Here is a 25,052-nt window from a genome sequence, read left to right as displayed (position 1 = left end):
CAACCAGATTTTTCCCAAAATTCTTCGTTTGTTTTGATAAAATTTAGATTGGCATTCTCCTGGGATTGGCAAATTTGGGGTTAGTAGGTTAACCTGGTTGACAATAGAAAAAATCCAACTAAAAAATAGCCCCGCTTAAACGCTCATAACAGAAGCAGGACATGGCAAAAATCTCAACCAATCAAACATCCCTATGCGATCGCGCCCATGATATTTGGAAAGAACAGCGCCATCCCCTCGATGGTATCTTTCATCCCCGCTCTGTGGCGGTAATTGGTGCCAGCGAAAGAGAAGGAAGTGTGGGGCGGACTATACTCTGGAACTTGATTCGCAGTCCCTTTGGGGGCACGGTTTTTCCAGTCAATCCCCAACGTCCCAGTGTATTGGGCATCAAGTCCTATCCTGACATTGCTAGTGTACCTGAAATTGTGGATTTAGCAGTAATTGCTACACCTGCTGCGACGGTTCCCCAGGTAATTCGAGAATGTGTAGGAGTGGGAGTCAAAGGTGCAATTATTGTTTCTGCCGGTTTCAAAGAAATTGGGGAGGCGGGTGCGGCTTTAGAGCAACAAATTATCGCAGAAGCGCGCCGGGGCGGAATGCGGATTATTGGGCCCAATTGTCTGGGTTTAATGAATCCGATCGCCGGACTGAATGCGACTTTTGCCAGTACGATCGCCCGTGCTGGTAATGTCGCCTTCATTAGCCAAAGCGGAGCGCTCTGTACTTCAATTTTAGACTGGAGTTTGGGAGAAAATGTGGGATTCAGTGCCTTTATTTCCATCGGCTCCATGCTGGATGTCAGTTGGGGAGATTTGATTGAATATCTGGGTGACGATCCCCATACCCATAGCATAGTTTTGTATATGGAATCCATCGGCGATGCTCGCGCTTTTCTATCAGCAGCCCGCGAAGTTGCGATGGATAAACCGATTATTGTACTCAAAGTCGGAAAAACTGAGGCGGCGGCTAAAGCTGCTGCTTCCCATACAGGAGCTTTGACTGGTAGTGATGCTGTTTTGAATGCCGCTTTCCGTCGCTGTGGTGTATTGCGGGTTAATACGATTTCTGACTTGTTTGATATGGCGGAAATTCTGGCAAAACAACCTCGCCCCAAGGGTAATCGGCTCTCGATTGTGACTAATGCTGGGGGCCCTGGGGCGATCGCCACTGATGCGTTAATTAGTGGTGGCGGTGCATTATCGGAACTAGCACCAGAGACTTTGGAGCAATTAAATCAATTTTTACCGGCTCAATGGAGCCATCATAATCCGATCGATATTTTAGGTGATGCTAGCAGCGATCGCTATGCCCAAACCTTAGAAGTTGTTGCGAGCGATCCAAATAGTGATGGACTTTTAGTCATCTTGACTCCCCAAGCGATGACTAATCCCACTCTAACCGCAGAAAAACTCAAGGCTTATAGCAAATTAGGGAAGCCGATTTTATCGAGTTGGATGGGCGGTGCAGAAATTGCAGCGGGAACGCAAATTCTCAATCAAGCACATATTCCCACCTTTCCCTATCCCGATACTGCTGTCAGATTGTTTAACTATATGTGGCAGTATACCTATAATTTGCGGGGCATTTATGAGACTCCTTCTTTACCTGCGGATTCCGAGATTCATGCACCCGATCGCATTTTGGCGGCACAAATTTTAACTAAGGTAAGTAAGAGCGATCGCACTCTGTTAACAGAATACGAATCAAAGCAATTACTCGCCGCCTATGGTATTCCCACAATTGATACATCCATTGCTACCAGCGATATGGAAGCTGTGGAAATTGCCGATCGCTTGGGCTATCCGGTAGTTCTCAAACTGCATTCGGAAACAATTACTCACAAAACTGATGTGGGCGGCGTGCATTTAAATCTCGCTGATGCGGCGGCTGTGAGTGGAGCATTTGAGGCGATCGCTTCAAAGGTACGTTCGATCGATCCTGAAGCATTTTTGGGTGTAACTGTACAGCCAATGGTCAAAATGGAGGGCTACGAACTAATTTTGGGTAGCAGTCTCGATCCGCAGTTTGGCGCGGTAATATTATTTGGTATGGGCGGTCAATTGGTGGAAATTTTTGAAGATAGGGCGCTAGCTTTACCTCCTTTAAATACCACCATTGCGCGGCGAATGATGGAACAAACCCGCATTTATAAAGCCTTGCAAGGCGTGCGTGGCAGACAGGCGATCGATTTGGCAAAACTAGAACAGTTACTGGTGAGTTTTAGTCAGTTAATAGTGGAACAGCCACAAATTCGGGAAATTGATATCAATCCTCTGCTGGTTTCTCCCGAAGGTATGGTTGCTCTAGATGCGCGGGTTTTGCTCCACACAACGGCCGATTTCGCCCAGAAGCCATTACCTGCAATTCGTCCCTATCCGACGAAATACGTGCAGGAATGGGAGTCACCCAAGGGCGATCGTTTAACGATTAGGCCAATTCGCCCGGAAGACGAGCCACTGATGGTCAAGTTTCATCAAAGTCTTTCGGAGGAGAGCGTCTATTTGCGCTATGCTCATACTGTGAAGCTCAAGCACCGGATTGCTCACGAAAGATTGACTCGAATTTGTTTTATTGATTACGATCGCGAAATGCTGTTAGTAGCCGATCGCCAAGTTCCGCAAACCTTAGAACATGAGATTTTGGCAGTAGGAAGGCTGAGTAAGTTGCACGGGACCAATGAAGCGGAATTTGCTTTGATTGTGGGGGATGGTTATCAGCATCAAGGGTTGGGTACCGAACTTTTAAGCCGACTTCTAGAAGTTGGGAAGGACGAACAACTTTCGGCGATCGTGGGTTATATTCTGACCAGTAATTACCAGATGCAGAGCCTTTGTCGGAAGTTAGGATTTGAATTTCAGCCCGATCGAGAAACAGGAATGTTGAAGGCTATTTTTGGTAAGTTCTATAGGTAGAATTAGTTGAATTTTCCTGGGAACTCTTTTGCTCTACCTTCTGGCTGCAAAACCACCACAAAAAAGAGGTCGCGATCGCAACCTCTTAACCCTACACTAATCCAGCGTCGGATCTTAAAGTAGACCAGTATTAGCTCCGGGCTTACCTGTAGCCAGTTGCACTTTAATAATTTTGCCGCCCATTTTCATAATTCTTTGTTGTTCTCTAAACCAGTTATCGTAAGGAACAAGTTTAGTAAAATAGGTATTTTGCAATTCGCGCTGAGTGCGGATGCGTGTTTGGCTAGGGACGCAAGCAGTCACTTTAAACATTCTCATGGGAAACTACCTCCTGAAGTAGGTTTACTGATTTTTAGATGGATTTTTAAAACATTGAAGACAGGGAGTTAAGAATCAAAACTAGCTCATTAAAACTCGTCCAGTATTCTCGACAAGCCTTTGACGGTCTAGCAATCACTCGTAACTTCCCTGACTTCTTCCAAAAGAAAAGGCTAAAAGTCTAAAAGTCTCAAAGTCTAAAGTTTAAAAGTCCAAAAGTCAAAAGTTTAAAGAGAGCAGAAATCAATATTTTTATTTATTTCCTTCTTCCTTCTTCCTTCTTCCTTCTTCCTTCTTCCTTTTTCCTTCTTCCTTTTTCCTTCTTCCTTTTTCCCTCGTCTTAGCTCAAGCCAGAGCAGATGTAGTCGAAATAGACACCCATTTCTTTACCAGCGTCAGAACCGACCAAACCGGCAGTGACTTCTTTCATAGCTTGGATAGCTTGTACGGTAGAACCGATGGGCACGCCCAAGGAGTTATAGGTTTCTTTCAAACCGTTGAGCACGCGCTCATCCAGGATGGAAGGGTCGCCAGCCAACATGGCGTAGGTGGCGTAGCGGAGGTAGTAGTCCAAGTCGCGAATGCAAGCTGCATAACGGCGAGTGGTGTACATATTGCCACCGGGACGAGTTACGTCAGAGTACAACAGAGACTTAGCAACTGCTTCTTTGACGATTGTGGCTGCATTGGCGCTGATGGCTGTAGCTGCACGGACGCGCAGTTCACCAGAAGCGAAGTAGTTTTTTAGTTTGTCTAGAGCGCTGATATCCAGGTACTTACCTTGAACGTCAGAGGAATTGATAACGGCGGTAATTGCGTCTTGCATGATGGTCTTGTTTCCTAGAAAGTGGCTGAGTTCAGTCCAATTTTGTAGCTCGGATTTGAGATTTGGGATTTCAGATTTATACAGTGGTTATTTATCTGTAAAAGCTTGTGGCTCCAGGCTGGTAACTCACAATCTAAAACCTAAAATCTTTACTGCATCGCACCGATAACGTAGTCGAAGTAAGAGGAAGCTTCGGAAGCATCTTCTCCAGAAAGCAGCGAGCTCGCTGCATTTTTCATGGCGCGAACGCCTTCGGCGACGGCTTCAATGGGGGTTCCCAAGGATTTGTACATTTCGCGGACGCCAACAATACCGATTTCTTCGATCGGAGTAATGTCGCCAGCTACGATTCCGTAGGTGATCAAACGCAGGTAGTAGTCCAAGTCGCGCAAGCAAGTTGCGGTCATTTCTTCGCCGTAAGCGTTACCACCAGGGGAAACTACATCAGGGCGTTTTTGGAAAAGTTGATCGCCTGCTTGCTTGACGATACGTTCGCGGGATTCGCTCAAAATTTGGGCGATGCGGACGCGGCGTTCACCAGAGGTGACGAAGCTTTTGATCCGGTCTAATTCGCCTGGGCTCAGGTAACGAGCTTCAGCGTCTGCGTTGACGATTGATTTGGTGACGATACTCATCTTGTGTGTACCCGCTGGATATTTTGCAATTACGAACTGCTCCACGCTCAGCATAGCGATGGTGGGCGCTTGCATCCCGTACCTCTGGCTTGCGGCAGGAGCTTTGACACTTTCGGGAATCTACCTTGCTTCCAACTGTTGAAGTTGTTGGCTGGTGGCTACCTTGGGCGTTTGACGGCGCTTGTTCTGACGCCGGTGCCTATTGTTGGCTGCACTTTGCCTGTCGCTTACGATACCACACATAACTGCTGCTTTCTCTAATTTTGCGATCGAGATGGCAATGATTAGGTGGCGATCGAGTGACTGTCTGATAGTTGGTCAGGAATTTGATTCTGTGACGCAACTACCTCTGGCAAGTATTTTGAGGCATTATGTTCACATTCTGAGTGTTACTGTAATAGTTTGTAACATTCGTTTTCATTTTTTGGGTCTATGGCACTGAATTTGGCATCCCCAAATTATGTCGCTCAAAACGCTATAATCTTGTGACACCAAGCATTACGACCTATCAAGGCTCGGTGTTTTGGCTGGGGCGTGGTGGTTCGGCTTCCCAATTTTAAATTCCTAAGCATAAAAAAACCGGAGGTGGGGCTCGCTCCCAGGGCTGTTTCATTCTCACCAAAAAAAGGGTTTTGTAGGGGTAGCGCCCCCGTGCCTACCCCTGCCACCAACGATCCAATGCGCATTTGGGGCTGACCGGGCCGGCACTCTTGGCACGGCCCCTACAGAGAATGAAACCGCCCTGGGCTCGCTCCGGTGCGATCGGAAATTCCGACTTTCGACCTTGTAGTCAAATTTTGCTGTAATTTTCAACCAGGTGCGTTTTGAAAAGAAATCTATCAGCCATTACAAAAGCTTTGCAGTTTGGTGTCAGCGGTGCCGTCGGCGGTTTCGTGGGTAATTTAATCACCGAACCTTTCATGAATTTCGATCGCCTGTCGGGTTCGGTATCTTTTTTTGAGAGCGTAGTTTCCACCGCCCGCTGGTTTGGATTGGTAGGCGGTGGCATTGCTACAGCGATTATGTTTGGCTATTATTACTACATCAAAGGCAAGCCTCAAATTAAATCAGCTTTCAAGAATGGGGGATTGTTTGGTTTAATCGCAGGGGCGGTTTCTGGGGCGATCGCAGAAGCTATCTACAGCGGCATTGGCCCGAATGAATTATTGCGAGTAGTTTGTTGGGGAATAGCTGGCAGTTTGTTAGGGCTGGCACTTTCCAAACGAATTCCCAACTTAGGAATGCTGCGCGGCGCGGGCGGAGGCGGTGTTGGGGGCGTGTTGGGGGGATGTTTGTTTATTTTGTTCGCTTATTCTTTATCGGGTACTGTGGGCCGTTTAGCTGGCTGTGGGGCGATCGGCTTTTGGATTGGCATTATGCTAGTTGTGGCTGAAACTTTGTTTAACAAAGCTTGGCTGGTAATTAGTTACGATAACGGAGTCAATCGCACTCTGACTATTGGTGCTGAACCGGTGACTTTTGGTAGCGATGATAATTTGTCTATTATCTGTATTCCCCATATTTCGCCCTTGGCTATGCGCTTTCAACTGGAGGCTGGGCAAATTGTCTGCGAAAATTTTGATAATGGGGCGGTGACTTATTTGCGATCGGGCGATCAAAAGAAATTAGGAAATTGTACAATTACCGTCGGCAACTCTGATTTGCCCGTTGCCAATTCTGCGAAAATTCCACCTACATACATATCAGCAGATCCAGCAGAAAAATCTTTGGTCAATAGCCAATTTTCCCTGAAATTAAGCAGCAAAATTATCCCTTTGAGTGTAGGGACTCAATTGTTGAGTTCCGACCTATCTAGTTTAAAATCTACTGCATCTAATGGTGTGGTAGCAGTTGTGAATTCTAGTTCTGTACAGCCACTGTCCTTGGGATTGAAAAATTTATCCGATCGCGCTTGGTGGGCCACAGACAGCCAAGGTGACATGAAACTGGTAGAACCAGAAGGTACCCTGACTATCGCGGTGGGGACTCAAATCGAGTTCGGCGAAATTAATGGTGAGATAGTTGACGGTTGACAGTTAACGGTTAATACTCTTTTTTGAGGGCCACATTCGATATAATATTATCTAGAGTAGATTTTTTCCACCTACAAATAGATAATCAGACTAATGAACTTGAAAAAAATATTCGCTGGTTTCCTATTAATTCTGACCTTGACATTGGGACTAATTACGATTAGTCCCCAAATTGCTTGGGCAGATGCAACTTCAAATCCTGCAACTGCTGCCGAAGTTTTTACCGTCAATTGTGCGGGTTGTCACAGCAATGGCGGAAACATCATCAGACGTGGCAAAAATTTGAAACTGAAAGCATTAAAACGATATGGCATGGATTCCATCGCCAATATTGCCAACTTAGTAACCAACGGTAAGAATATCATGCCGTCTTACAAAGATCGCTTATCTGAACAACAAATTATGGATGTTTCAGCCTACGTGTTGTCGCAAGCTGAAAGTGATTGGAAATGAAAAAACATGATTGGCGCAAGATTGTAACAATTATTACTTTCTGTCTCTGTCTCACCATCACCAACAACCCACCAGCCTTGGCTTCGATTCACAAATATCCAGAAACCGGGGACAGAGTAATGTTCCGATCCGTACAAAGCTTGCGGGATAATCATGACAAAGCATGGCAGGTGGTTTTGTATAAGCGAGTGCGATCGGGCATAGTAGACTCTTTTAACCTGAGATTGGTGGGATTTCCTGGGACGCAATTAGAACACCCCGTGGCGCTGAAGGTGGTGGCGGGGAATCGGGAACTGGCGCTGGCTAAGGATATTTGGAGTGAATCGGATTTGCCGGTTAATGTGGGAGAGTACGATTTTAAATCAATGGTCGCACAATTGGAGAGCGATCGACCTTTAGGCTTAAATTTGCCAGTCCAAGGTAAAAAAGATCTACAAATCTTGGTTCCAACTTTTGCGGTAAGGGAATGGAGGCAGTTGTTAGATAGAAGCTAACTTTTGCCTACGGATTGCAGTTGAATGTGATAAAGGCTACATTGCTTGTGAAAAAAAGTCGGTATATTTGATATGCCTCAAGGTAGATATTGGCTATTTTGAACCATAATTGTGAAACAAACTAAAAGTGAGATTAGTCAGGTTAAAAAAATCGACTGTTTTAGATTGGGCATATTATTGGAAGGAAAATTTACTATGACATTAATCACTACCATTGTCCGAAAAGCTTTAGCTACAGGTTGTTTGACGGTTGACGCGGAAGAACAGTTGCGGCAACAGTTGCAGATGACAAAGTACGGTGTGGAAGATTTTGAGGCTTTTATTACTTTGCAAACAGAGGTAATGGAAGGTAGAGTAAAACACCAAGCTTGGGAATTGTTGCGATCGCATAATTGTTCTGCTGCTGCTGCTTGAAATTAAGTACGATTCCCTACCCTTCGGGAACCCCTACGGGGAACGGGATAGCTCCGCACGCGCGTACTTTTGGATAGAATTAATGGCGATCGATACAAATCATCAATAGGACTTACCCATGGGTGGTCAGAAACCAGGTTTTTTCCGAGATACTTGGTTACACGCCACTTCCACGGCAAAAACCCGGTTTCTTTGGTTTTGAGGCGTAATATGGTTGACCGTTGCATCGTCAGGTGATTTAACCGGACCTAGAACACAGAGAACACAGAGAGAAATGAATAATTCCGAGGAAGAGAGGAATTGATATAATTCCTAACTCTGAAAAGATCGAGTGCTTTTTAACTTGACAAAAATACCCAAATCGCCCATAATCGTAGATTGTCTGTCTAAATCCGGCTCGGATCAGGTTAAGACATTCCAAAAGCTGAAAAACCGTCATCCGTCAAAAGTCCACAGCCAAAAGTTCGTAACTAAGGACTAAAGACTAATGACCAATGACTCATCAGCTACCTGTACGGCAATCTCAACCACCATCCCATGACTTACGCAATTATTGAAACCGGCGGCAAACAATTTCGGGTAGAACCAGGCCGCTTCTACGACATCGAACTGCTTCACGTCGAAGCTGAATCCAAAGTCACCATTGACAAAGTATTTCTGATCCAGCACGAAAACGATGTTCACATCGGTCAACCTCTAGTAGAAAATGCCACTGTAGAAGGAACTGTTCTGCGGCATTTCCGGGGCCGCAAAGTCCTTGTCTATAAGATGAAGCCGAAAAAGAAAACTCGGAAGAAAAAAGGGCACCGTCAAGAAACAACTCGCTTTATGATTGACTCCATCAGCGTCAATGGTGTTGTTTTGGCCGCGAGAGACTTAACTCAAGCTGTTGTGGAAACTCCCCAAACCGGCGAAAGTGATTCAGAATAAAAAATAGTCAGTAATTAAAGTTGAGGAAATCATGGCCCATAAGAAAGGTACAGGTAGTACACGTAACGGACGCGACTCTAATTCTCAGCGTCTTGGTGTCAAAAAGTACGGCGGTCAAGTTGTCAAAGCTGGCAACATTTTGATTCGTCAACGCGGCACTAAAGTTCACCCTGGTAATAATGTTGGTATTGGCAGAGATGATACTCTGTTTGCCATGATTGATGGTGTGGTGACTTTTGAAAGAAAGGGCAAAACTCGCAAGAAAGTTAGCATTTATCCTGTGGTTGTAGCAGCACCTGCTGCTGAAGCTGTAGCAGTTTAATTGTGATATTTTGCGGCGTTGTTTAAGTCTTTTTTGTGGGTCTCTAATTCTAGATACCCCCTAACCCCCCTGAATAAGGGGGGGGCAAGAAAATTCATTTACTGGTTCCTAGGCTCTGCCTGGGAACGCATTTTTAGAGGCTCTGCCTCTTGATTTTCTATCTCCATATACCCATATCCCCTATTTCTTTAAGAAGTCGGGGATATCATGTTTTTTAGGCAAGTTTTGTGAGAAATTCGGAATGATTTAACCACAGAGGGCGCAGAGGGCGCAGAGGAGGAGAATAGAGATAGTTGAATAATTTTGATCCGAAGGGAGTTGATGTGGTTAGTTGGTTTGTGGCTAGCCTCCTCCCACAATGGTTACAATTTCTAATATGTCGCCTTCTTGGATTTGTGTGGTTTCCCAGAATTGTTTGTGCAGAATTTCGCCGTTGTATTCGACAGCTACTAATCGCGGATTTAAGCCTAGTTGTTTTAAGAGTTCGGGTAATGGTGTTTCGATCGCACAATTACGACTTTCTCCGTTAACTTGTAGGGCAATTTGAGTGGTCATTTGTTTATTAGTTTAATGATTTGAACGAACCGCGAAGACGCGAAGAACACGAAGGAAGAACTGCATTTCTTTCTTTCTCTTGCTTTGCGTTCTTCGTGCCTTCGTGGTTCATTTAATCTTACGACCTATTAGTTATAAGTTTGTGAGTTTTGAGCTTCTGCATCCGAATTAGCTGGGAGATGAAAAATTGGGTGACTAAAGTTGGTTGTTCGGCTTCCATGATCGATCGCACAACTGCTACTCTGGAAGCTCCGGCATTTAATACTTCGTCAAGGTTGTTGATGTCTATTCCGCCGATCGCAAACCAAGGAATCGGCGACTTAGCAGCAGCATACCGCACATAGTCCAAACCCGCAGCTTGTTTATCGGGTTTGGTGGGAGTGGAGTAGACTGGGCCAACTCCAATGTAGTCGGCTCCTTCTTCAATGGCTCGCTGCATTTCTTGGGCGTTTGTGGTCGATCGCCCGATCGTCCGTCCAGGCCCTAGCAACTTGCGCGCTTCAGCTACAGGTAGATCTTGCTGTCCTAAGTGTACACCGTCGGCATCGGCTGCGATCGCCAAATCCACGCGATCGTTCACAATCAACAAAGCATCATAACGGTGACAAAGTTCGCACAGCTTACGCACATGATCCAGCTTCACCGCATCGTCTGAGGTTTTGTCGCGGTACTGTACCAAAGTCAGTCCACCTTGCAAAGCAGCTTCCACCACGCCTAACAAATTGTCTCTCCCCGAAGTTACCAGATATAACTGCGATCGCAATAACTGCTGGTAGCGTCTATAAGCGAGCAAATCGCTTTCGAGAGTATAAACCCGATAGCGCATCTGTTTAAAAGCCTTGCCCATATTCGGATCGTAAACTTTGCCATACTCTTCAAGTACCCGCAGCGCTTCTTCCACCCGGCAGAAATTCGCCTCCAATAGCTGCTGAAGTCCAGAGCGCTGTTCTTCCTGCGGATGAGTCAGTTCCGTACCTGGATCTGCGGGCGTATCCCTAGCGCTGCGTAATTCTGCGGTGTGCCAAACAGCCAATTCCTGACGCAGTTGCTTGCACTCCCCAGCTAAATCGGCGCTATTGAGGCCAAATCGGCACCATTCTTCAATGATTCTTAATCCTTCGCGGGCGCGATCTAAATTTGCATCTAAAATCCGGCACAGAGCGGGCTGTGCCGGTAAAGTTCTGTTTGGTTTTTGCGTCATATAGAACCACCTCGATCGTTAATCCAGCAGTCAAGCTGCTACATTTTCCCACTAATTTTTAAGTTTTATTGAATTTGAAGAAAACAAAGCATAATAGATCAAACTTGAGGATAGTGGAATCGTTAAACTGCATACCACACTTCGGAGGAGAGCCGTGAGGTTAGCAGAAAATAAAGGATTAACGGAGAAAAACCCCAGCAGCACGCTGCCATTAAACTTCGATCGCATGGGCGAAACTTTGCTCACAGACAGGTTGTGTTTTTTTATGCTGATTTACTCAAAACAGAGCGGGTACAACTCACCTCTAGAATCATTCTCAATCAGCCTTTCCGGGACTAGCCAGATACCTACCCCACACCAAAAATTGCTGTTTGTCGAACAGGCATCTTGCCTGTTCCTGAAAAAGCTGCAAGATATTAGGTATACAGGAGTGCGATCGCCAAGCAAAGCCTTAAGTTCTTGCCTGTTGCTGCTGTTTGCTAGTGTGTCATTGTTCAAAACTCAACAGTCTGCGATCGCCGCCGAAACCCCCATAGTGCAGATAATAGCTCAGGCGCAGCAGCCCGAAATCAACATCCTGTACGTCAGCTCATCCGGTGGAAGTGACACCACAGGTAATGGGAGCGATCGAGATCCATTCAAAACCCTTACCTATGCCTTAAGCGTCGCCCCGCCCAACACAGCAATTTTGCTAGCGCCCGGTACCTACAGCGCCCAAACTGGCGAACAATTTCCGCTGATACTCCAGCCTAACGTGATTGTTCAAGGAAACCCCAACACTCGCGGTCAAAATATTGTCATCAAAGGCGGAGGAGACTTTATCAGCCCCACTTCGGCTGGTCAAAATATCACCATCTTAGGCGCATCGGGAGCCAGACTCAGCGGGGTGACAGTGACGAATCCCAACTATCGGGGTTATGCTTTGTGGATCGAATCGAGCTCTCCCACGGTGGTTAACAATACTTTTTTGGGGAGCACTCACGACGGAATTTCAGTGGTGGGTAATTCTCGCCCGATGATTAGCGGGAATTTGTTCTCGAAAAATGGTGCTAATGGGATGACGATTTATGGCACTTCCCAGCCGGAAGTTCGAGATAATGTCTTTGAAAACACTGGATTTGGGGTGAATGTAGCGGAAAAAGCTTCACCTTTGTTAATCGGGAATCAGATTACTCGTAACAAGGATGGTGTGGTGGTACAAGCTGAGGCGACACCGGTGCTCCGCAATAATTATATCGAGAGGAATCAGCGAGATGGGATTGTGGCGATCGCCAGAGCTCTCCCCGATTTAGGAACTATGACGGAACCGGGAGGAAATGTGATTCGCAACAACGGCCAGCATGATGTGAATAATGCTGCCAAAGGTCAATTAATTCAAGCTTACGGCAATCAATTGCTGAGCAACCGCACGACTGGTCAAGTTCAGGTGGCGGGAACTTTCACCTCTCCTCTATCCATTGGTGGCCCTGATTTGGGGTTCGTTGCTCAACCTCCCAGAAGCGGTGGCCCAGATAGCTCTTTACCTGTTTACATCACAGCTCCCTCAACTCCGAGAGTTCAAAGATCGCCCCAGAGGCCTCTGTCGTCGCTGTCAGCGAGTCCTGCCCCAAATCGATCGCCATCCGGTCAAACTCGGTTGTCGCCTCTGTTGGCTCCCCCAAGTGCCTCTCCTTCGGCGATCGCCATTCCAGTCCCAACTCCCGATTCTCGCTCCGTTGCAGAAATTGCTTTGCCGTCGCCCATTTCACCACCTAACTTGGATAGTCCGATTCCGGTTCCTGCTGATGGTAAATTACCTGTTCCGAGTCGCAACATTCCTCTGGGAAGGGGTGGCTATGTACCGGCTGGTTTAGGGGGTAATTCTTTGCCTAATTCTTTGCCTAATTCTGGGGAAAATGCGCCATCATTCGATCGAGCGTTAGCTTTGGGTTTTCGGTATCGGGTGGTAGTTGATGCTCAGAGTCAGAGCGATAGAGTCAGGATGCAATCTTTGGTTCCCGATGCTTTTCGTACTTTTTCTAACGGGCGCGCCGTCATGCAAGCAGGTGCTTTTCGGGAACAGGAAAAAGCTGAGGAATTATTACAGATGCTCAGTGCTAATGGTTTGAATGCCAGGATTGAAGAGATAAAAGAATGAATTTGATGCAGCGAGTTTTGGAACCGGAGGTTATGGATTCCTGGGAAGAGGCCATCGAATACGATTCGATGGACTTTACTGAGGTTAATTCTGCTTTTGCGATGAGTGCGGCCGCCTTGGGGCCGGTTTTTGGAAATGTTTTGGATGCGGGGACTGGTACGGCGAGAATTCCCATTGCTCTTTGTGCAATACGTCCCCAGTGGCACTTGACTGGTATCGATTTGTCGGCGAATATGCTGAAAGTCGGGGGTGAAAATCTGGAAAAGGCTGGAGTGCGATCGCAAATTAGTCTTGAATTAATTGATGCCAAGGCCATGCCCTATTCTGACAATTATTTTGACATGGTGATTTCCAATAGCATTATCCATCATTTGCCAGATCCCCTGCCATTTTTTCAGGAAGTCCAGCGGGTGTTGAAACCAAAAGGAGCAATATTTTTGCGGGATTTATTGCGGCCGGAAACACCAGCAATCAGGGATAATTTAGTAGAGATGTATGCGGGAGATTGCAACGCGCATCAAAGGCAGTTATTCAGAGATTCCCTACAGGCGGCTTTTACTCTGGATGAAATTCAGACTATGATGAAAACTGCGGGTTTGGATGGCTTGAGAATTTATGAATCCTCAGACAGACACTGGACGGCTGAACGTGCTTGGTGCGAGTCTGAATAGACTGGGATTTGCTGCAATTTTTGAAAGCTAAGATGGTACAAGGGCGATCGCAATTGCGGTGGAGTCTCGACACAAACCCCCACCCTAGCGGTACTCCGCTTGGTGGTGGGTAATTGACTAAACTTGTTTACCACCCCGAAGTTCCAGGCCCTCCTTTAAACGGCCCGACAATATCTTTAGTAATCCAGCCACCATAAAAAACGCCTTCTTGAGGTTGCACTAATTCTCCATCCACATAACAAGCATCCATCAAACTTGGATAAAAAGCCACATAATCCTTAATAGCCTCAAAGATATTAGTGGGATTCGGATAAAACCAAGCAGCATTCATGGCTTCCTTTTCTCCCACCTTCACTGTGTAATAGCCTGCTTGTCCTTTCCACTCGCACCAAGAACCCCGCGAAGTTTTTTGCAAATATTGCATTTCTATATCTTCGGGAGAGATATAGTAAAAAGGAGGGTGACTTGTCTCTAATACCCTTTGAGCGCGGTGGGTGTCGGCAAGTGTCACACCATTAAAAATTATCTTTACGTGTTTGGTCGATTCCTCCAGACGAGGCGGCCGTGGGTAATCCCAAACTGATTCTTGACCGGGACCTGGTTTAATTCGATCGATGTTCACTGCCACAATCTCCCTGATAAAACCACAATTTTTTCACTTAACATCGTACTTAAAAAGTACAATATCAAAATTATAGTAGATAAAAATTCTCTTCACCACTCTGGTAGCTGAACTACAAACAACCAAGTTTTTTTAAGATAAGTTTCCGAGGATGCAGAATTCTCAAAGCATTCCTGTGTTAGGAAAAATAAATATTTTACCTTCTGTGTTGAGTCTTTGGCCAAGGCTAGGGGGAACTACCATCTTTGACACCTTGAGAATTATCTGATAAGGTTATAGCGACTATCAACCATCTTTAACTAAAACCGAAAATTAATGCTCCTGTAGAGTTTGTATGAGTGCCAACCTATAGCACCTGTACTCAAGTCACCCGCGATCGCACTTTTAAAACTGAGCGGGCAGCCTCCAACAATTACATCTATGGAAATTCCCTTTAACATCACCCTGTTGATGGTCATGACCGTCACCTGTGGCATTAGCGCTCAAGTTCTGGCAGCTTACTTAAAAGTTCCAGCGATCGTCTTTTTGCTGTTGTTCGGTATTTTAGCAGGGCCAGACTGTCTGGGACTGCTACACCCAAATCTCCTCGGCAGTGGTTTGGAGGTTATGGTATCCCTTTCTGTAGCATTAATTTTGTTTGAAGGCGGCTTGAATTTGGAATTGCGAGATTTGGGTCGAATTTCCGGCAGTATCCGCAACTTAGTTACAGTAGGCACTTTAATTACCCTCATCGGCGGCGGCATGGCGGCCCACTGGCTGGGTGAATTTCCTTGGCCGATCGCCTTTTTATATGCTTCTCTAGTAGTAGTCACCGGTCCGACGGTCATCGGCCCTTTGCTCAAACAGGTTTCTGTTGATAAACAAGTCGCCGCTTTGCTGGAAGCCGAAGGAGTTTTAATCGATCCTGTCGGGGCAATTCTGGCAGTATTGGTACTGAATATTATTTTAAACGGCAATGCAGACTTGCTAGTTTTGTTCCGAGATTTAATTGTGCGGCTGGGAGTTGGTGCTGTCGTCGGAGTGGCGGGAGGTTGGCTGCTAGGATTCATTCTCAAGCGATCGAATTTTCTGTCAGAAGACCTCAAAAACCTAGTAGTATTAGCGGGCTTATGGGGATTCTTCGGATTAGCAGAGGAACTGCGCAGCGAATCGGGATTAATGGCAACGGTACTCTCCGGTATTGTCCTCAGAGCAGCTTCTGTTCCCGAAGAAAGGCTGCTGAGGAGGTTTAAAGGTCAACTCACAGTCCTTGCTATTTCAGTGCTGTTCGTGTTGCTGGCGGCAGATTTATCCCTCGCTAGTGTAGTTGCGCTTGGTTGGGGCAGTGTGTTCACAGTTTTAGCATTAATGTGGGTAGTACGACCGATTAACATTTGGCTGTGCACCCTCAACAGTGGGCTAAATTGGAGACAAAAATTATTTGCTTGTTGGGTAGCGCCTAGGGGAATTGTCTCAGCTTCGATCGCATCTTTATTTGCCATTTTGCTTACCCAGCGAGGAATCAACGGCGGCGACTCCATTAAAGCCTTGGTATTTCTGACAATTATGATGACAGTTTTCCTACAAGGACTAACCGCCGGAGCTATGGCTCAAATATTAGGAGTAACCTCGAAATCCGCCACCGGTGCTGCCATTGTTGGGTCAAATTCTTTGAGTAGATTGATTGCTCGGTTATTTCAAGAACGCGGCGAATCTGTAGCAATTATAGACACCAACCCGGAAGCTTGTCAACAAGCAGAACGGGAAGGTTTACGAGTTTTTTTGAGCAGTGCTTTGGACCACAGTGTGTTGGAAGCCGCCGGACTGGAATCGATGGGAACTTTTTTAGCAATGACCAACAACGGTGAAGTCAATTTAGTGTTAGCTCAAAGAGCAGCAGAAGAGTTTGCACCACCAAGGGTTTTGGCAATTTTCCCCAAAGATCCCCAAGCTAACAGCGCTGTCAATAATCCCAAAATAAATCAAGCCTTTGTGTCTGATTTGTCCCTGAAGGATTGGAACGAATATCTGAACGACAAAGAGGTAAAATTGGGAGAAACGGAGTTAAAAACTACTGGATTGCAGTTTCAGTTAGCTCACTTGCAGGCTCTAATTCGGGCTGGCGAGTTAGTGCCACTGTTATTGGAAAGACAGGGATATTTGCAGGTAGTGTCGGCGGGGCAGATTTGGCAAGCAGGCGATCGAATAATTTATTTGTTACACGATCCTACACCGAAATTGTTAAAAAGATTGTCTGGTTCATCTCAGTCTCGGTTAACTTTGGAAAAGCATCCAGTAGTGGAAGAAGTGCCGATTCCTTCTCCTGTTTTAGATGCGATTGTGGAGGCAGGTATCGTGGAGAAACCAACGGAAATTTTACAACCACCAGTTTCTAGATAGTTATAAATCAAGGGATGCGGTTGAATTGTTTCTGGCCTTTAATTTCCCGTAATTACGGACCACCGTAGTACAGCTCATCTCAAGAGTCCCGCAAACCCTAACACTTGCCTGGTAACAGGGGCAAATGCTAAACTTCCCGAAGGCTCCGTGGCACTGTCTCAATTTGAGATTTGAGATGAAAATTGTGGCTAAAGTGCTAAAATGAACCTCTTGAGTTCAAAAACCCTTGCGGAAGAACCTTTTAGGCTGCTAATTTGTTTGCTAACAGTGCCTTATTTCTGTGTGGCTGGTTAAACCTTTTGCTTGGGGAACATCTACTGCTATGGCTCGCGAGCCTATTTCTACCTGGTATTTTACCCTAGTTGTCGTTCACTTAGAAAACCGTTTTCTATTGGTACAAGAGCGCAAGTACGATCAGCAGTGGTATCTCCCAGCAGGACGAGTGGAACAAGGAGAGACATTGTTCGAGGCCGCTATGCGTAATACGGTCGAGGAAGCGGGCATTTCTGTGATTATTGAGGGCATTCTCAGAGTAGAGCATACAGTGATGCCTAGAGGGACTGTCCGTTTGAGGGTGATTTTTGTGGCTCGTCCCGAAGACAAAACGCCTCCCAAGAGCAAGCCGGACGAATATACTTTGTGCGCTGGCTGGTATTCTCTGAAGGAATTAGACCAGTTGTCCCTGCGCGGAGAGGAAGTTCGGGAAATATTTCAATATATGGCTAGTGGTGCTCCCATTTATCCCATCGATTTGCTGAGTATTGAGGGGGCACCTTTTAAGACTCATCGATATCGGTGGTAAGTAGAAGGAAGAAGGAAGAGGGAAGAAGGAAGAAGAACCTCCCCCCTTGGGGGGAAATTCAGGAATAATGCTCATACAGCAAAGCTTTTTAGCCACCTGTATCTTAGGTGTCACCAAATTGGTAACGGGGGTCGATCGCCACCCTAACGGATGTTTAATTAATTAATGGAGCAATTAATAGGTATGGAAGCAGTCGGTTGGCTAGAAGCCACTGGCGATCGAGTAGCTTTGAGTGTAATAGTGCTATAATTACGGTTTTGAAATCCCAAATTTTTATTTTTTACCGGCTCCCATAAAAAAATAGCGTTAAACCATAACCCATAACCCATAACCCATTCCCAGTTGTCATGAATGACTCTTTCTCCCTAGTCAATAGCCTCTCAGAACCACTGCGCCAGCCATTTTGGTGGGCAGCCCTAGCTTCTATAGGTCTTCACGGAGTGCTCGGAGTTAACGCGCCTCAGATCTCAAATCTAATTTATGGTGGCAATTCATCAAAAAACTTACCCGGTTCGGTTGGGTTCGTGGAGCTAACTCCAGCAGAGGTAGGACGACTGCCACAAACCATACCCCCACTCGCATCCAATGCGAAAGCACCATTGTCCCTCGTCGCACCAGTTCCCCTACCACGCAACATCACCCCGCCATTACCCCCAGCTCCGAACCCCATTAACTTACCAGCCCTCCCACCGGGAATGCCACCTCCGGGATTCTTTGCTCCTGCGCCTCCATCTCCTCTTCCTTCCTTAACTCCTCCCATACCTCCGAAAGCTCCATCTCCCACTATCCAAAATCCCGCTCCTCAAACACCCGTAGCCATCATACCGCCACAGCCGCCCACCAATCTCATCCCCCCCCCATCCCCCGGTAATTTCTCTCCGATTACTCCGCCTCCACCACCATCGGACACCCAGACCCCCCAGCCTCCCGGAAGCCAGATGGATGAAGGGGAGTCTCTAGAAAAATTGCGAAATGCTCAGGGTAGACTGCCACTGTTTCCAGATGGAGCTGTAGTATATACCCCGCAATTCCCAATTACAGGTACAAATTCTGAGTCTGGTAACTCACCACAATCGACTCAACAAGATCCAAATCAAGACAATCAAATCACAGAAAGTCCTGAAGAAAGAGCTAGGAGGCAACAGTTTGAGCAGGAACAAAAACAACTAGAACAGCAGGGTAATCTAGGACAAAACTCATCCAAGGATTCCGACAGAAATCTGGCTGCTGCAACTACATATATTGCTTTATTTGAAAGGTTCAAAAAGGCTTATCCTGACTTGGAAATGACTGGACCTACTCCTGTGAATGTCCCTTATCCCAAAACAGCTTGCTCGCAAAAACTGGAAGGGAAAGCAGTATTTGGTGCAGTTGTCAACCCCCAAGGGCTGCTGAAGGCAGAACCTCAAACCATTGCCCTGACGGGTTCTAATGTTCTCGACGATGCTGCTAAATTTGCAATTATTAACCCTCAATTCATACTTCCACCAGCCAGCACGCACAAGCTTTATCAATTGGCTGTGGCATTTAAATATGATGAAAAGGTTTGCAGCGGTATTCCTGTAACTCCCTCGGCAACCCCAGCAACTGGACCCTTGCCTTCCCCAGCTCCCGCAGCGGCGCCCCCAAGTCCAGGGGGAGTGAAGCCGCAGTTTGAGAAGCCTCCACGGGACTCCAGCAAACCCAAACCAGGAGTCAAGCCATCGCCTTTACCTCAACCCCAGTCAACGGCTAAACCATCGCCTTCACCTCAACCAAAACCAGAAGCGAAGCCATCGGTATCTCCGTCTACTTCTCCTCAACTGAAACCAGGGGCTAGAGACTTAGTGTTACCTGAACCTGAGCCAGTGCCTACAGAGTCACCGATTCCTGAACCGCAGCCAGTGCCTACAGAGTCGCCGATTCCTGAACCTGTTGTTTCTCCGACTACGGAAGCGTCGCCGACAGCATCTCCATCTCCTGCTGCTTCTCCTGCTGCTTCTCCTGGGGCGGAAGCGTCGCCGACTACGGAAGCGTCGCCGACAGCATCTCCATCTCCTGCTGCTTCTCCTTAGTTGGGGGGCGAGGATGGTTAGTTTCTCATCCTAAAAATAGGTGATGCCCATCGCTTATTTTGAGATTACCGATCGCATTTGCCTCCTAGACTGGCTCAATTGTATTGCAGTTTATACATTTGAAATAAATCGCCACTTTGCTTTTTGACTATCTTTGCACCGGCGGCTTTAATCAGTTTTTCCCAATCCTCAATTGCTTCTAAAAATACTTCCCCTGCTCGGTAAGTTTCTAAAATTGCCCAATCTTCTGCTAGGGGAGCATTAGGGTTGAGGACATCAAACACGAAGTGACCTCCCGGCTTTAATACTCGCTTAACTTCTCCCATGACTATAGCCCAATAATCTTTGGGAAAATAGCAACTAAAGCCGGTGGCGATGCACAAATCGAATTGATCCTCTTCGTAATTTAGGCGATGAGCGGGGGCAAGTTCTACGCCTTTAAATAGTTTAGAATTGAGTTGAGGGCCGCGGGCGTTTAAGGCATCTCGTGCGGCGCTGCTGATTTCTTGACCGTAAAAAAAGGCTTCCCAATCGCGCCAAGGGTAGATCAGAAAGCTGACTCCGCAGCCTATATCTAAACAGCGCTGATTTTTTTGGGGTTTGGCAATTTGCCAAAAGGGAGAAACTGTTTTGGCTTGGAGGGTGCCGGCGATGGATTCCCGAAAAATCGGCATGGCTTCGACTTCTTCGGGGAAAGGGAAGGGTTCTCCTCGGTATTCGCGATCGAACCGGGAAGCAACTGGCGAGAGTAAAGGTTGCCAGCTATCTGATTTGTCCTTAGCAAACCAAGTTGGCTCTGGACTGGTGGCAAGGCGATCGGACTTTTTAGACATTCTTGAATTACACTTTTGGATAGAGATTTGTCGCGATACAAAGGTCGCGATTAATCATGAATTAGATTCCCCCTACCTTGATGTCGGGCTGTCTCTCACCTTTTGGAGGCTTTGAGGGCCTTTGTAAAGTTTTGGCGATAGGGCTTATTAAAAATTAATGCTGGCCATAGCAGGGCTAGCTTCAGGCGATTGGAAAAACTTCTGTCGAAGTTAGTGCGATCGAAACCCTTCCAAAATTTCCAAATACCTGCACCGTAAGCGATCAGTAATGCCAAGCTAATTAAGGTACTCATCAACAAAATGGGTTTGAAACCCCGTCCTGTGAGGACGGCTTTTCCACAATTTAACACATCTCACGAGATCGGTATTATAAAACACGATCGATTGAGAAATGAGTTAACCAGCTTTTAAGTAGGGATGCTATGGGACTCCCGAACCCGAAACCTCGATCGCCCTGATGATAGGGTGTACTCGCTTGGTCTACAACGGTGGCTGGAGAGTTGGCGCTGAGGCTTGGTACTAAGACAAGCAACGAATGGCTACAACCATATTTCAGCTAGATTGACTCTTGGGAATCAGCACCCTGAACTCGAATTCCTCCTAGGCGCTTCTGTCTTGTAGATATCAAAAGAATCCTATCAATCATCAATTATAAAAATAATAATTAAGGAGTTTAATGAGTATATAATACTACTAAGTTGCCAAATTCTGTTAATTGCAAATCACAAACAAGTCATAGCTTTTTGTCAAGCTTCTGGTACAGTACGGCTGGCCTCTAACTGGCTAAATACTGTAATGAGGGAGGTTTTAAAAGCTCCTGAAAAGGTTAAATGTTATATAATCCTACCAAAGGGGTTAAAAAGCAGGGGAAGGTACAGGCTAAAGTTTCAAATATCCGTACAGAAATCAAGTTGATGTCAATCTTAGGTAGCCGACTCACGGATAATTAATTAAGACGTGATAGCTGAGGGCTGACCCAACAATTTTAAATTTGAGATTTTTGAGTTAAAAATGACCAGGAGTGCTTTTTAAGCAAGGAGGATTTTATGCGTGCAGTGCTGATGGCTGGGGGGTCGGGAACGAGGCTCAGACCTCTGACGTGCGATTTGCCAAAACCGATGGTGCCTATTCTTAATCGCCCGATCGCACAACACATTATCAATTTGCTAAAAAGACATCAGATAACGGAAATTATTGCGACGCTGCACTATCTTCCTGATGTCATGCGCGAATACTTTGGTGACGGCAGTGAATTTGGCGTACAAATGACTTACGCTGTGGAAGAAGACCAGCCACTGGGTACCGCAGGCTGTGTCAAAAATATTGCCGAATTGCTCGATCGCACTTTTATCGTGATTAGTGGCGATAGTATCACAGATTTAGACTTGACGGCTGCTGTGCAATTTCACCGCAGCCAGAAATCCAAAGCTACGTTAATTTTAACTCGCGTTCCCAACCCTATGGAATTTGGAGTGGTGATTACGGACGAAAATCACCGAATCAATCGCTTTCTGGAAAAACCTTCTAGTAGCGAAATTTTCTCCGATACTGTCAATACCGGCACTTACATTTTAGAGCCGGAAGTCTTGGATTACCTGCCGATGGATGTGGAATCGGATTTCTCGAAAGACTTATTTCCGCTGTTGCTGGAAAAAGGTGAGCCGATGTACGGTTACATTGCTGAGGGTTACTGGTGCGATGTTGGCCAGTTAGATGTCTACCGGGAAGCTCAGTATGATGCGCTGCGGGGAAAGGTGGAATTGGATTTGAGCTACTACGACCAAGTGCGATCGGGATTGTGGGTAGGTCAGAATACTTTTATTGACGATTCTGCGATCGTGGAAGTACCGGCGATGATCGGCAACAATTGTCGCATCGGGGCTAGAGTCAAAATCGAAGCTGGTTCGGTGATTGGAGATAACGTAACTGTGGGGGCAGATGCCAACCTCAAGCGTCCCATCGTGTGGAACGGAGCAATTATCGGCGAAGACGCTCATCTTAGGGCCTGTGTGATTTGCAGGAGCACTCGCGTAGACAGGCGGGCTCACGTATTAGAAGGGGCTGTGGTCGGTTCCATGTCCATAGTGGGAGAAGAAGCACAAGTCGGGCCAAGCGTTCGCATCTGGCCTAGTAAAAATATTGAATCCGGCGCTTTGTTAAATAGCAATTTAATTTGGGGAGAACAAGCTAAGCGGAATTTATTTGGTCAACGGGGGGCTCAAGGACTAGCCAATGTGGATGTTACCCCGGAATTTGCGGTGAAATTGGGCGCTGCTTATGGTTCTACTTTGAAACCAGGTTCTTCGGTATCAGTGTCTAGGGATCAGCGGAGTATTTCCCGGATGGTTTCGAGGTCTTTGATTGCTGGTTTAATGTCGGTGGGAATTAGTGTGGTGAATTTGGAATCCACCGCAATTCCGATCGCCCGCACAGTTTCCTCTACTCTGTCAGTAGCTGGTGGAATTCACGTTCGGATTTCGCCCGATCGATCGGACTATATTTTAATTGAATTTTTCGATACCAAAGGTATCAATATTACCAAAGCGGCGGAGAAGAAAATCGAGGGCGCTTACTTTAAGGAAGATTTACGGCGGGCTCTGATTCCTGAAATTGGCGAGATGTCTTACTTTAACCAATCTCTGGAGGTTTACTCCCGCACCTTTGAGCGGCAAATGAATGTAGAAGCCATTCGCTACAGTAATTCTAAGGTAGTTATCGATTACGTCTATGCAGTTTCGGGGGCAATTTTGCCACAAATGCTCGCCAAATTTGGTTGCGATGCGGTGGTACTTAATGCCAGTCTTAAACAAAGTTCTCTGAGCAATGGCGAACGGGAATATTTGCTTGACCAACTCGGTCGGGTGGTGAAAGCACTCAGTGCTAATTTTGGGGTACAGGTGTCGGCCAATGGCGAACAGTTAATTTTGGTAGATGAGTCTGGGATAGCGATTCGTGGGGAAATGTTGACGGCGTTGATGGTAAATTTGATGCTGACTTCTCATCCAAAAGGTACAGTGGTAGTACCGGTCAATGCTTCTTCTGCGGTAGAGGCGATCGCCCGTCGCTATCAAAGTAAAGTAATCCGCACTAAAGCAAATCCCACTGCTTTGATGGAAGCTGCTAACAGGAATCCCAACGTGGTTTTGGGCGGCAGTGGGAATATGGGTTTTATTTTCCCCCAATTGCATCCTGGATTTGACGGAATGTTCTGTATTGCTAAAGTGATAGAAATGATGACGATTCAGGAGCGATCGCTAGGACAGATTAAGGCGGAACTTCCTCGCGTTACTCATCGTAGTTACAGCGTCCGGTGTCCTTGGACTGTCAAGGGTTCCCTGATGCGATATTTAGTAGAAACTCATTCCCCAGATAGTTTAGAATTAGTAGATGGAGTGAAAATTTTTAACTCCAGCGATGACAATTGGGTATTAGTTTTGCCCGATGCTAGCGAACCGACAGTCCATATTTTTGCTAACAGTGAAGACCGAGATTGGGTATCTGAAACTTTGAAGGAGTACCGCAGCCTAGTTCAGGATTTTGTTACCCAAACTGAGGCTGCTGTTCGCAAAGATAAATTTGGTAATGGGTAAAATGCCCAATTCCCAATTCCCAATTCCCAATTCCCAATTCCCAATTAAGTTATGAATAGCTGCATTTTGTTGGTAGAAATAATTCAAGAACCACAACTCCGTTTTACTGCTGAAAATCAACTTCAGATCGCTGAAATGCTAGTGCAGTTTCCTGGTCCAAAACCTGAAGATCCGCCAGAACATTTGAAGGTGATAGGATGGGGAAATTTGGCCGTGGAAATCCATGAAAAATATCATGAGGGCGATCGCGTGATAATTGAAGGCCGACTCAACATGAATACAATGGAAAGAGATGGTATCAAAGAAAAGCGAGCCGAACTGACAGCTCAAAAAATTTACAGTCTCGGTGCGAATGCTATGAACTCGGCTTCCGTCCCTAGAACCGCCCCGGAACCAGCTCAAATTCGTGACAGCGCGCCTCAGACCGTGCCTAGCAATGTGGTACCTTTAGGCTCGCGCAACCGCAGTTCTAGCAACACTCCCGCGCCTGCTAATCGCACTTCTAGCTCTGATTGGAACTCCCATCAGTCTCCAAATTCTGAGTCCGATCGCTCGTCAAGCTCCTCTAACGAAGCTGACAACCCCGATTACGATCCAATTCCGTTTTAACAAATAAAGTGCGTCACTCGATCGATCGAATGACGCATTTTAATTTAAGGGCGATCGGACTTCAGGTTAGAGGGAGCATCCCATTTTTGCAAATATATCCGTAGAGGGGAAGCATTGCCGCAGTAAGTCTCTGCTTATAAAAAAACATTCGGCAAGCGGAAAACTCTGAGTCTTTAGACCTGAGATGCAAGCGGCACGGGCGGTTTCAACCGCCTTGAATCTTTCTTAATTCGTAACATTTAAAAGCAGAGAAAGACGT

At 46.3% G+C, this 25,052-nt stretch carries 23 protein-coding genes and 1 pseudogene; 15 read left to right on the top strand and 9 right to left on the bottom strand.

Annotated elements, in window-relative coordinates; genetic code table 11:
• Nucleotides 1-161: 161 nt before the first annotated feature.
• Nucleotides 162-2,915 carry a bifunctional acetate--CoA ligase family protein/GNAT family N-acetyltransferase gene (locus AAFP14_RS17020; RefSeq protein WP_341733426.1) on the top strand — a complete coding sequence of 918 codons (2,754 nt, stop codon included), beginning with the start codon at nucleotides 162-164 and terminating at the stop codon, nucleotides 2,913-2,915.
• A gap of 114 nt (nucleotides 2,916-3,029) precedes the next feature.
• Here AAFP14_RS17020 and AAFP14_RS17015 read toward each other — a convergent pair whose 3' ends face one another.
• From AAFP14_RS17015 to AAFP14_RS17000, 4 genes are all read right to left on the bottom strand, one after another.
• Nucleotides 3,030-3,233 carry a phycobilisome linker polypeptide gene (locus tag AAFP14_RS17015; RefSeq protein ID WP_007356911.1) on the bottom strand — a complete coding sequence of 68 codons (204 nt, stop codon included), beginning with the start codon at nucleotides 3,231-3,233 and terminating at the stop codon, nucleotides 3,030-3,032.
• A 340-nt stretch (nucleotides 3,234-3,573) separates the two neighbouring features.
• Entirely contained in the window at nucleotides 3,574-4,059 is a 486-nt protein-coding gene (gene apcB / locus AAFP14_RS17010; RefSeq protein WP_006634930.1) for an allophycocyanin subunit beta, read from the bottom strand.
• Between the two features lie 149 nt (nucleotides 4,060-4,208).
• Nucleotides 4,209-4,694, bottom strand: a complete 486-nt coding sequence (gene apcA, locus AAFP14_RS17005) for an allophycocyanin subunit alpha (protein ID WP_333176795.1) — start codon at nucleotides 4,692-4,694, stop codon at nucleotides 4,209-4,211.
• Between the two features lie 199 nt (nucleotides 4,695-4,893).
• A complete protein-coding gene (locus AAFP14_RS17000; RefSeq protein ID WP_341733425.1) occupies nucleotides 4,894-5,037 on the bottom strand; it encodes a hypothetical protein in 144 nt (47 codons plus the stop codon).
• Nucleotides 5,038-5,518: 481 nt separating this feature from the next.
• Between AAFP14_RS17000 and AAFP14_RS16995 the strand changes: the two genes are divergently transcribed.
• The 6 genes from AAFP14_RS16995 to rpmA all read left to right on the top strand — a co-directional run bounded on the left by AAFP14_RS16995 (nucleotide 5,519) and on the right by rpmA (nucleotide 9,340).
• Nucleotides 5,519-6,727 carry a hypothetical protein gene (locus tag AAFP14_RS16995; protein WP_341733424.1) on the top strand — a complete coding sequence of 403 codons (1,209 nt, stop codon included), beginning with the start codon at nucleotides 5,519-5,521 and terminating at the stop codon, nucleotides 6,725-6,727.
• A 93-nt stretch (nucleotides 6,728-6,820) separates the two neighbouring features.
• Complete coding sequence (locus tag AAFP14_RS16990) at nucleotides 6,821-7,180, top strand: c-type cytochrome (RefSeq protein ID WP_341733423.1); 360 nt, start codon at nucleotides 6,821-6,823, stop codon at nucleotides 7,178-7,180.
• Nucleotides 7,177-7,674, top strand: coding sequence for a DUF3122 domain-containing protein (locus AAFP14_RS16985; RefSeq protein ID WP_341733422.1), 498 nt, complete (start codon nucleotides 7,177-7,179; stop codon nucleotides 7,672-7,674). Before AAFP14_RS16990 ends, AAFP14_RS16985 begins: the two co-directional genes overlap by 4 nt.
• A 195-nt stretch (nucleotides 7,675-7,869) precedes the next feature.
• The gene (locus tag AAFP14_RS16980) at nucleotides 7,870-8,088 is read left to right on the top strand and encodes a hypothetical protein (protein WP_341733421.1); all 219 of its coding nucleotides are present in this window, start codon (nucleotides 7,870-7,872) and stop codon (nucleotides 8,086-8,088) included.
• Between the two features lie 537 nt (nucleotides 8,089-8,625).
• Nucleotides 8,626-9,018: a 50S ribosomal protein L21 gene (gene rplU, locus AAFP14_RS16975; RefSeq protein WP_096829561.1), complete on the top strand. Its 393-nt coding sequence runs from the start codon at nucleotides 8,626-8,628 to the stop codon at nucleotides 9,016-9,018.
• A 31-nt stretch (nucleotides 9,019-9,049) separates the two neighbouring features.
• Nucleotides 9,050-9,340, top strand: coding sequence for a 50S ribosomal protein L27 (gene rpmA / locus AAFP14_RS16970; RefSeq protein ID WP_341733420.1), 291 nt, complete (start codon nucleotides 9,050-9,052; stop codon nucleotides 9,338-9,340).
• 342 nt (nucleotides 9,341-9,682) lie between these two features.
• On the opposite strand, the gene thiS is transcribed toward rpmA, so the two are convergent.
• Both thiS and AAFP14_RS16960 read right to left on the bottom strand, forming a co-directional pair.
• Nucleotides 9,683-9,895: a sulfur carrier protein ThiS gene (thiS, locus tag AAFP14_RS16965; RefSeq protein WP_341733419.1), complete on the bottom strand. Its 213-nt coding sequence runs from the start codon at nucleotides 9,893-9,895 to the stop codon at nucleotides 9,683-9,685.
• Between the two features lie 118 nt (nucleotides 9,896-10,013).
• Nucleotides 10,014-11,096 (bottom strand): thiamine phosphate synthase, encoded by a 1,083-nt coding sequence (locus tag AAFP14_RS16960; RefSeq protein WP_341733418.1) that lies wholly within the window; start codon nucleotides 11,094-11,096, stop codon nucleotides 10,014-10,016.
• 154 nt (nucleotides 11,097-11,250) lie between these two features.
• On the opposite strand from AAFP14_RS16960, the gene AAFP14_RS16955 reads away from it, so the two are divergent.
• On the top strand, nucleotides 11,251-13,233 hold the full coding sequence (locus tag AAFP14_RS16955) for a DUF1565 domain-containing protein (RefSeq protein ID WP_341733417.1): 1,983 nt from the start codon (nucleotides 11,251-11,253) through the stop codon (nucleotides 13,231-13,233).
• Nucleotides 13,234-13,238: 5 nt separating this feature from the next.
• Nucleotides 13,239-13,904, top strand: a complete 666-nt coding sequence (locus tag AAFP14_RS16950) for a class I SAM-dependent methyltransferase (protein ID WP_341733501.1) — start codon at nucleotides 13,239-13,241, stop codon at nucleotides 13,902-13,904.
• A 127-nt stretch (nucleotides 13,905-14,031) separates the two neighbouring features.
• Here AAFP14_RS16950 and AAFP14_RS16945 read toward each other — a convergent pair whose 3' ends face one another.
• Complete coding sequence (locus AAFP14_RS16945; RefSeq protein WP_341733416.1) at nucleotides 14,032-14,526, bottom strand: DUF427 domain-containing protein; 495 nt, start codon at nucleotides 14,524-14,526, stop codon at nucleotides 14,032-14,034.
• 420 nt (nucleotides 14,527-14,946) lie between these two features.
• On the opposite strand from AAFP14_RS16945, the gene AAFP14_RS16940 reads away from it, so the two are divergent.
• The 3 genes from AAFP14_RS16940 (at nucleotide 14,947) to AAFP14_RS16930 (ending at nucleotide 19,761) form a co-directional block, all read left to right on the top strand.
• Nucleotides 14,947-16,905, top strand: coding sequence for a cation:proton antiporter (locus tag AAFP14_RS16940; protein ID WP_341733415.1), 1,959 nt, complete (start codon nucleotides 14,947-14,949; stop codon nucleotides 16,903-16,905).
• 322 nt (nucleotides 16,906-17,227) lie between these two features.
• Complete coding sequence (locus AAFP14_RS16935) at nucleotides 17,228-17,707, top strand: NUDIX domain-containing protein (RefSeq protein ID WP_341733414.1); 480 nt, start codon at nucleotides 17,228-17,230, stop codon at nucleotides 17,705-17,707.
• A 347-nt stretch (nucleotides 17,708-18,054) separates the two neighbouring features.
• The gene (locus AAFP14_RS16930) at nucleotides 18,055-19,761 is read left to right on the top strand and encodes a hypothetical protein (RefSeq protein ID WP_341733413.1); all 1,707 of its coding nucleotides are present in this window, start codon (nucleotides 18,055-18,057) and stop codon (nucleotides 19,759-19,761) included.
• A gap of 95 nt (nucleotides 19,762-19,856) precedes the next feature.
• On the opposite strand, the gene AAFP14_RS16925 is transcribed toward AAFP14_RS16930, so the two are convergent.
• The gene (locus AAFP14_RS16925) at nucleotides 19,857-20,594 is read right to left on the bottom strand and encodes a class I SAM-dependent methyltransferase (protein WP_341733412.1); all 738 of its coding nucleotides are present in this window, start codon (nucleotides 20,592-20,594) and stop codon (nucleotides 19,857-19,859) included.
• A 95-nt stretch (nucleotides 20,595-20,689) separates the two neighbouring features.
• Nucleotides 20,690-20,944, bottom strand: coding sequence for a hypothetical protein (locus AAFP14_RS16920; protein ID WP_472851062.1), 255 nt, complete (start codon nucleotides 20,942-20,944; stop codon nucleotides 20,690-20,692).
• Nucleotides 20,945-21,027: 83 nt separating this feature from the next.
• On the opposite strand from AAFP14_RS16920, the pseudogene AAFP14_RS26705 reads away from it, so the two are divergent.
• From AAFP14_RS26705 to AAFP14_RS16910, 3 genes and pseudogenes are all read left to right on the top strand, one after another.
• A pseudogene (locus AAFP14_RS26705) lies at nucleotides 21,028-21,117 on the top strand (hypothetical protein); the annotation flags it as partial.
• 523 nt (nucleotides 21,118-21,640) lie between these two features.
• Nucleotides 21,641-24,184, top strand: a complete 2,544-nt coding sequence (locus AAFP14_RS16915; RefSeq protein WP_341733411.1) for a mannose-1-phosphate guanyltransferase — start codon at nucleotides 21,641-21,643, stop codon at nucleotides 24,182-24,184.
• Between the two features lie 51 nt (nucleotides 24,185-24,235).
• Nucleotides 24,236-24,793 (top strand): single-stranded DNA-binding protein, encoded by a 558-nt coding sequence (locus tag AAFP14_RS16910; RefSeq protein ID WP_341733410.1) that lies wholly within the window; start codon nucleotides 24,236-24,238, stop codon nucleotides 24,791-24,793.
• Nucleotides 24,794-25,052: the final 259 nt, after the last annotated feature.

The organism is Microcoleus sp. EPA2 (assembly GCA_020882975.1).
GTDB lineage: Bacteria > Cyanobacteriota > Cyanobacteriia > Cyanobacteriales > Microcoleaceae > Microcoleus.
The sequence above is the reverse complement of the archived record's forward strand: the minus strand, read 5'-3'. Positions and strand labels throughout refer to the sequence as shown.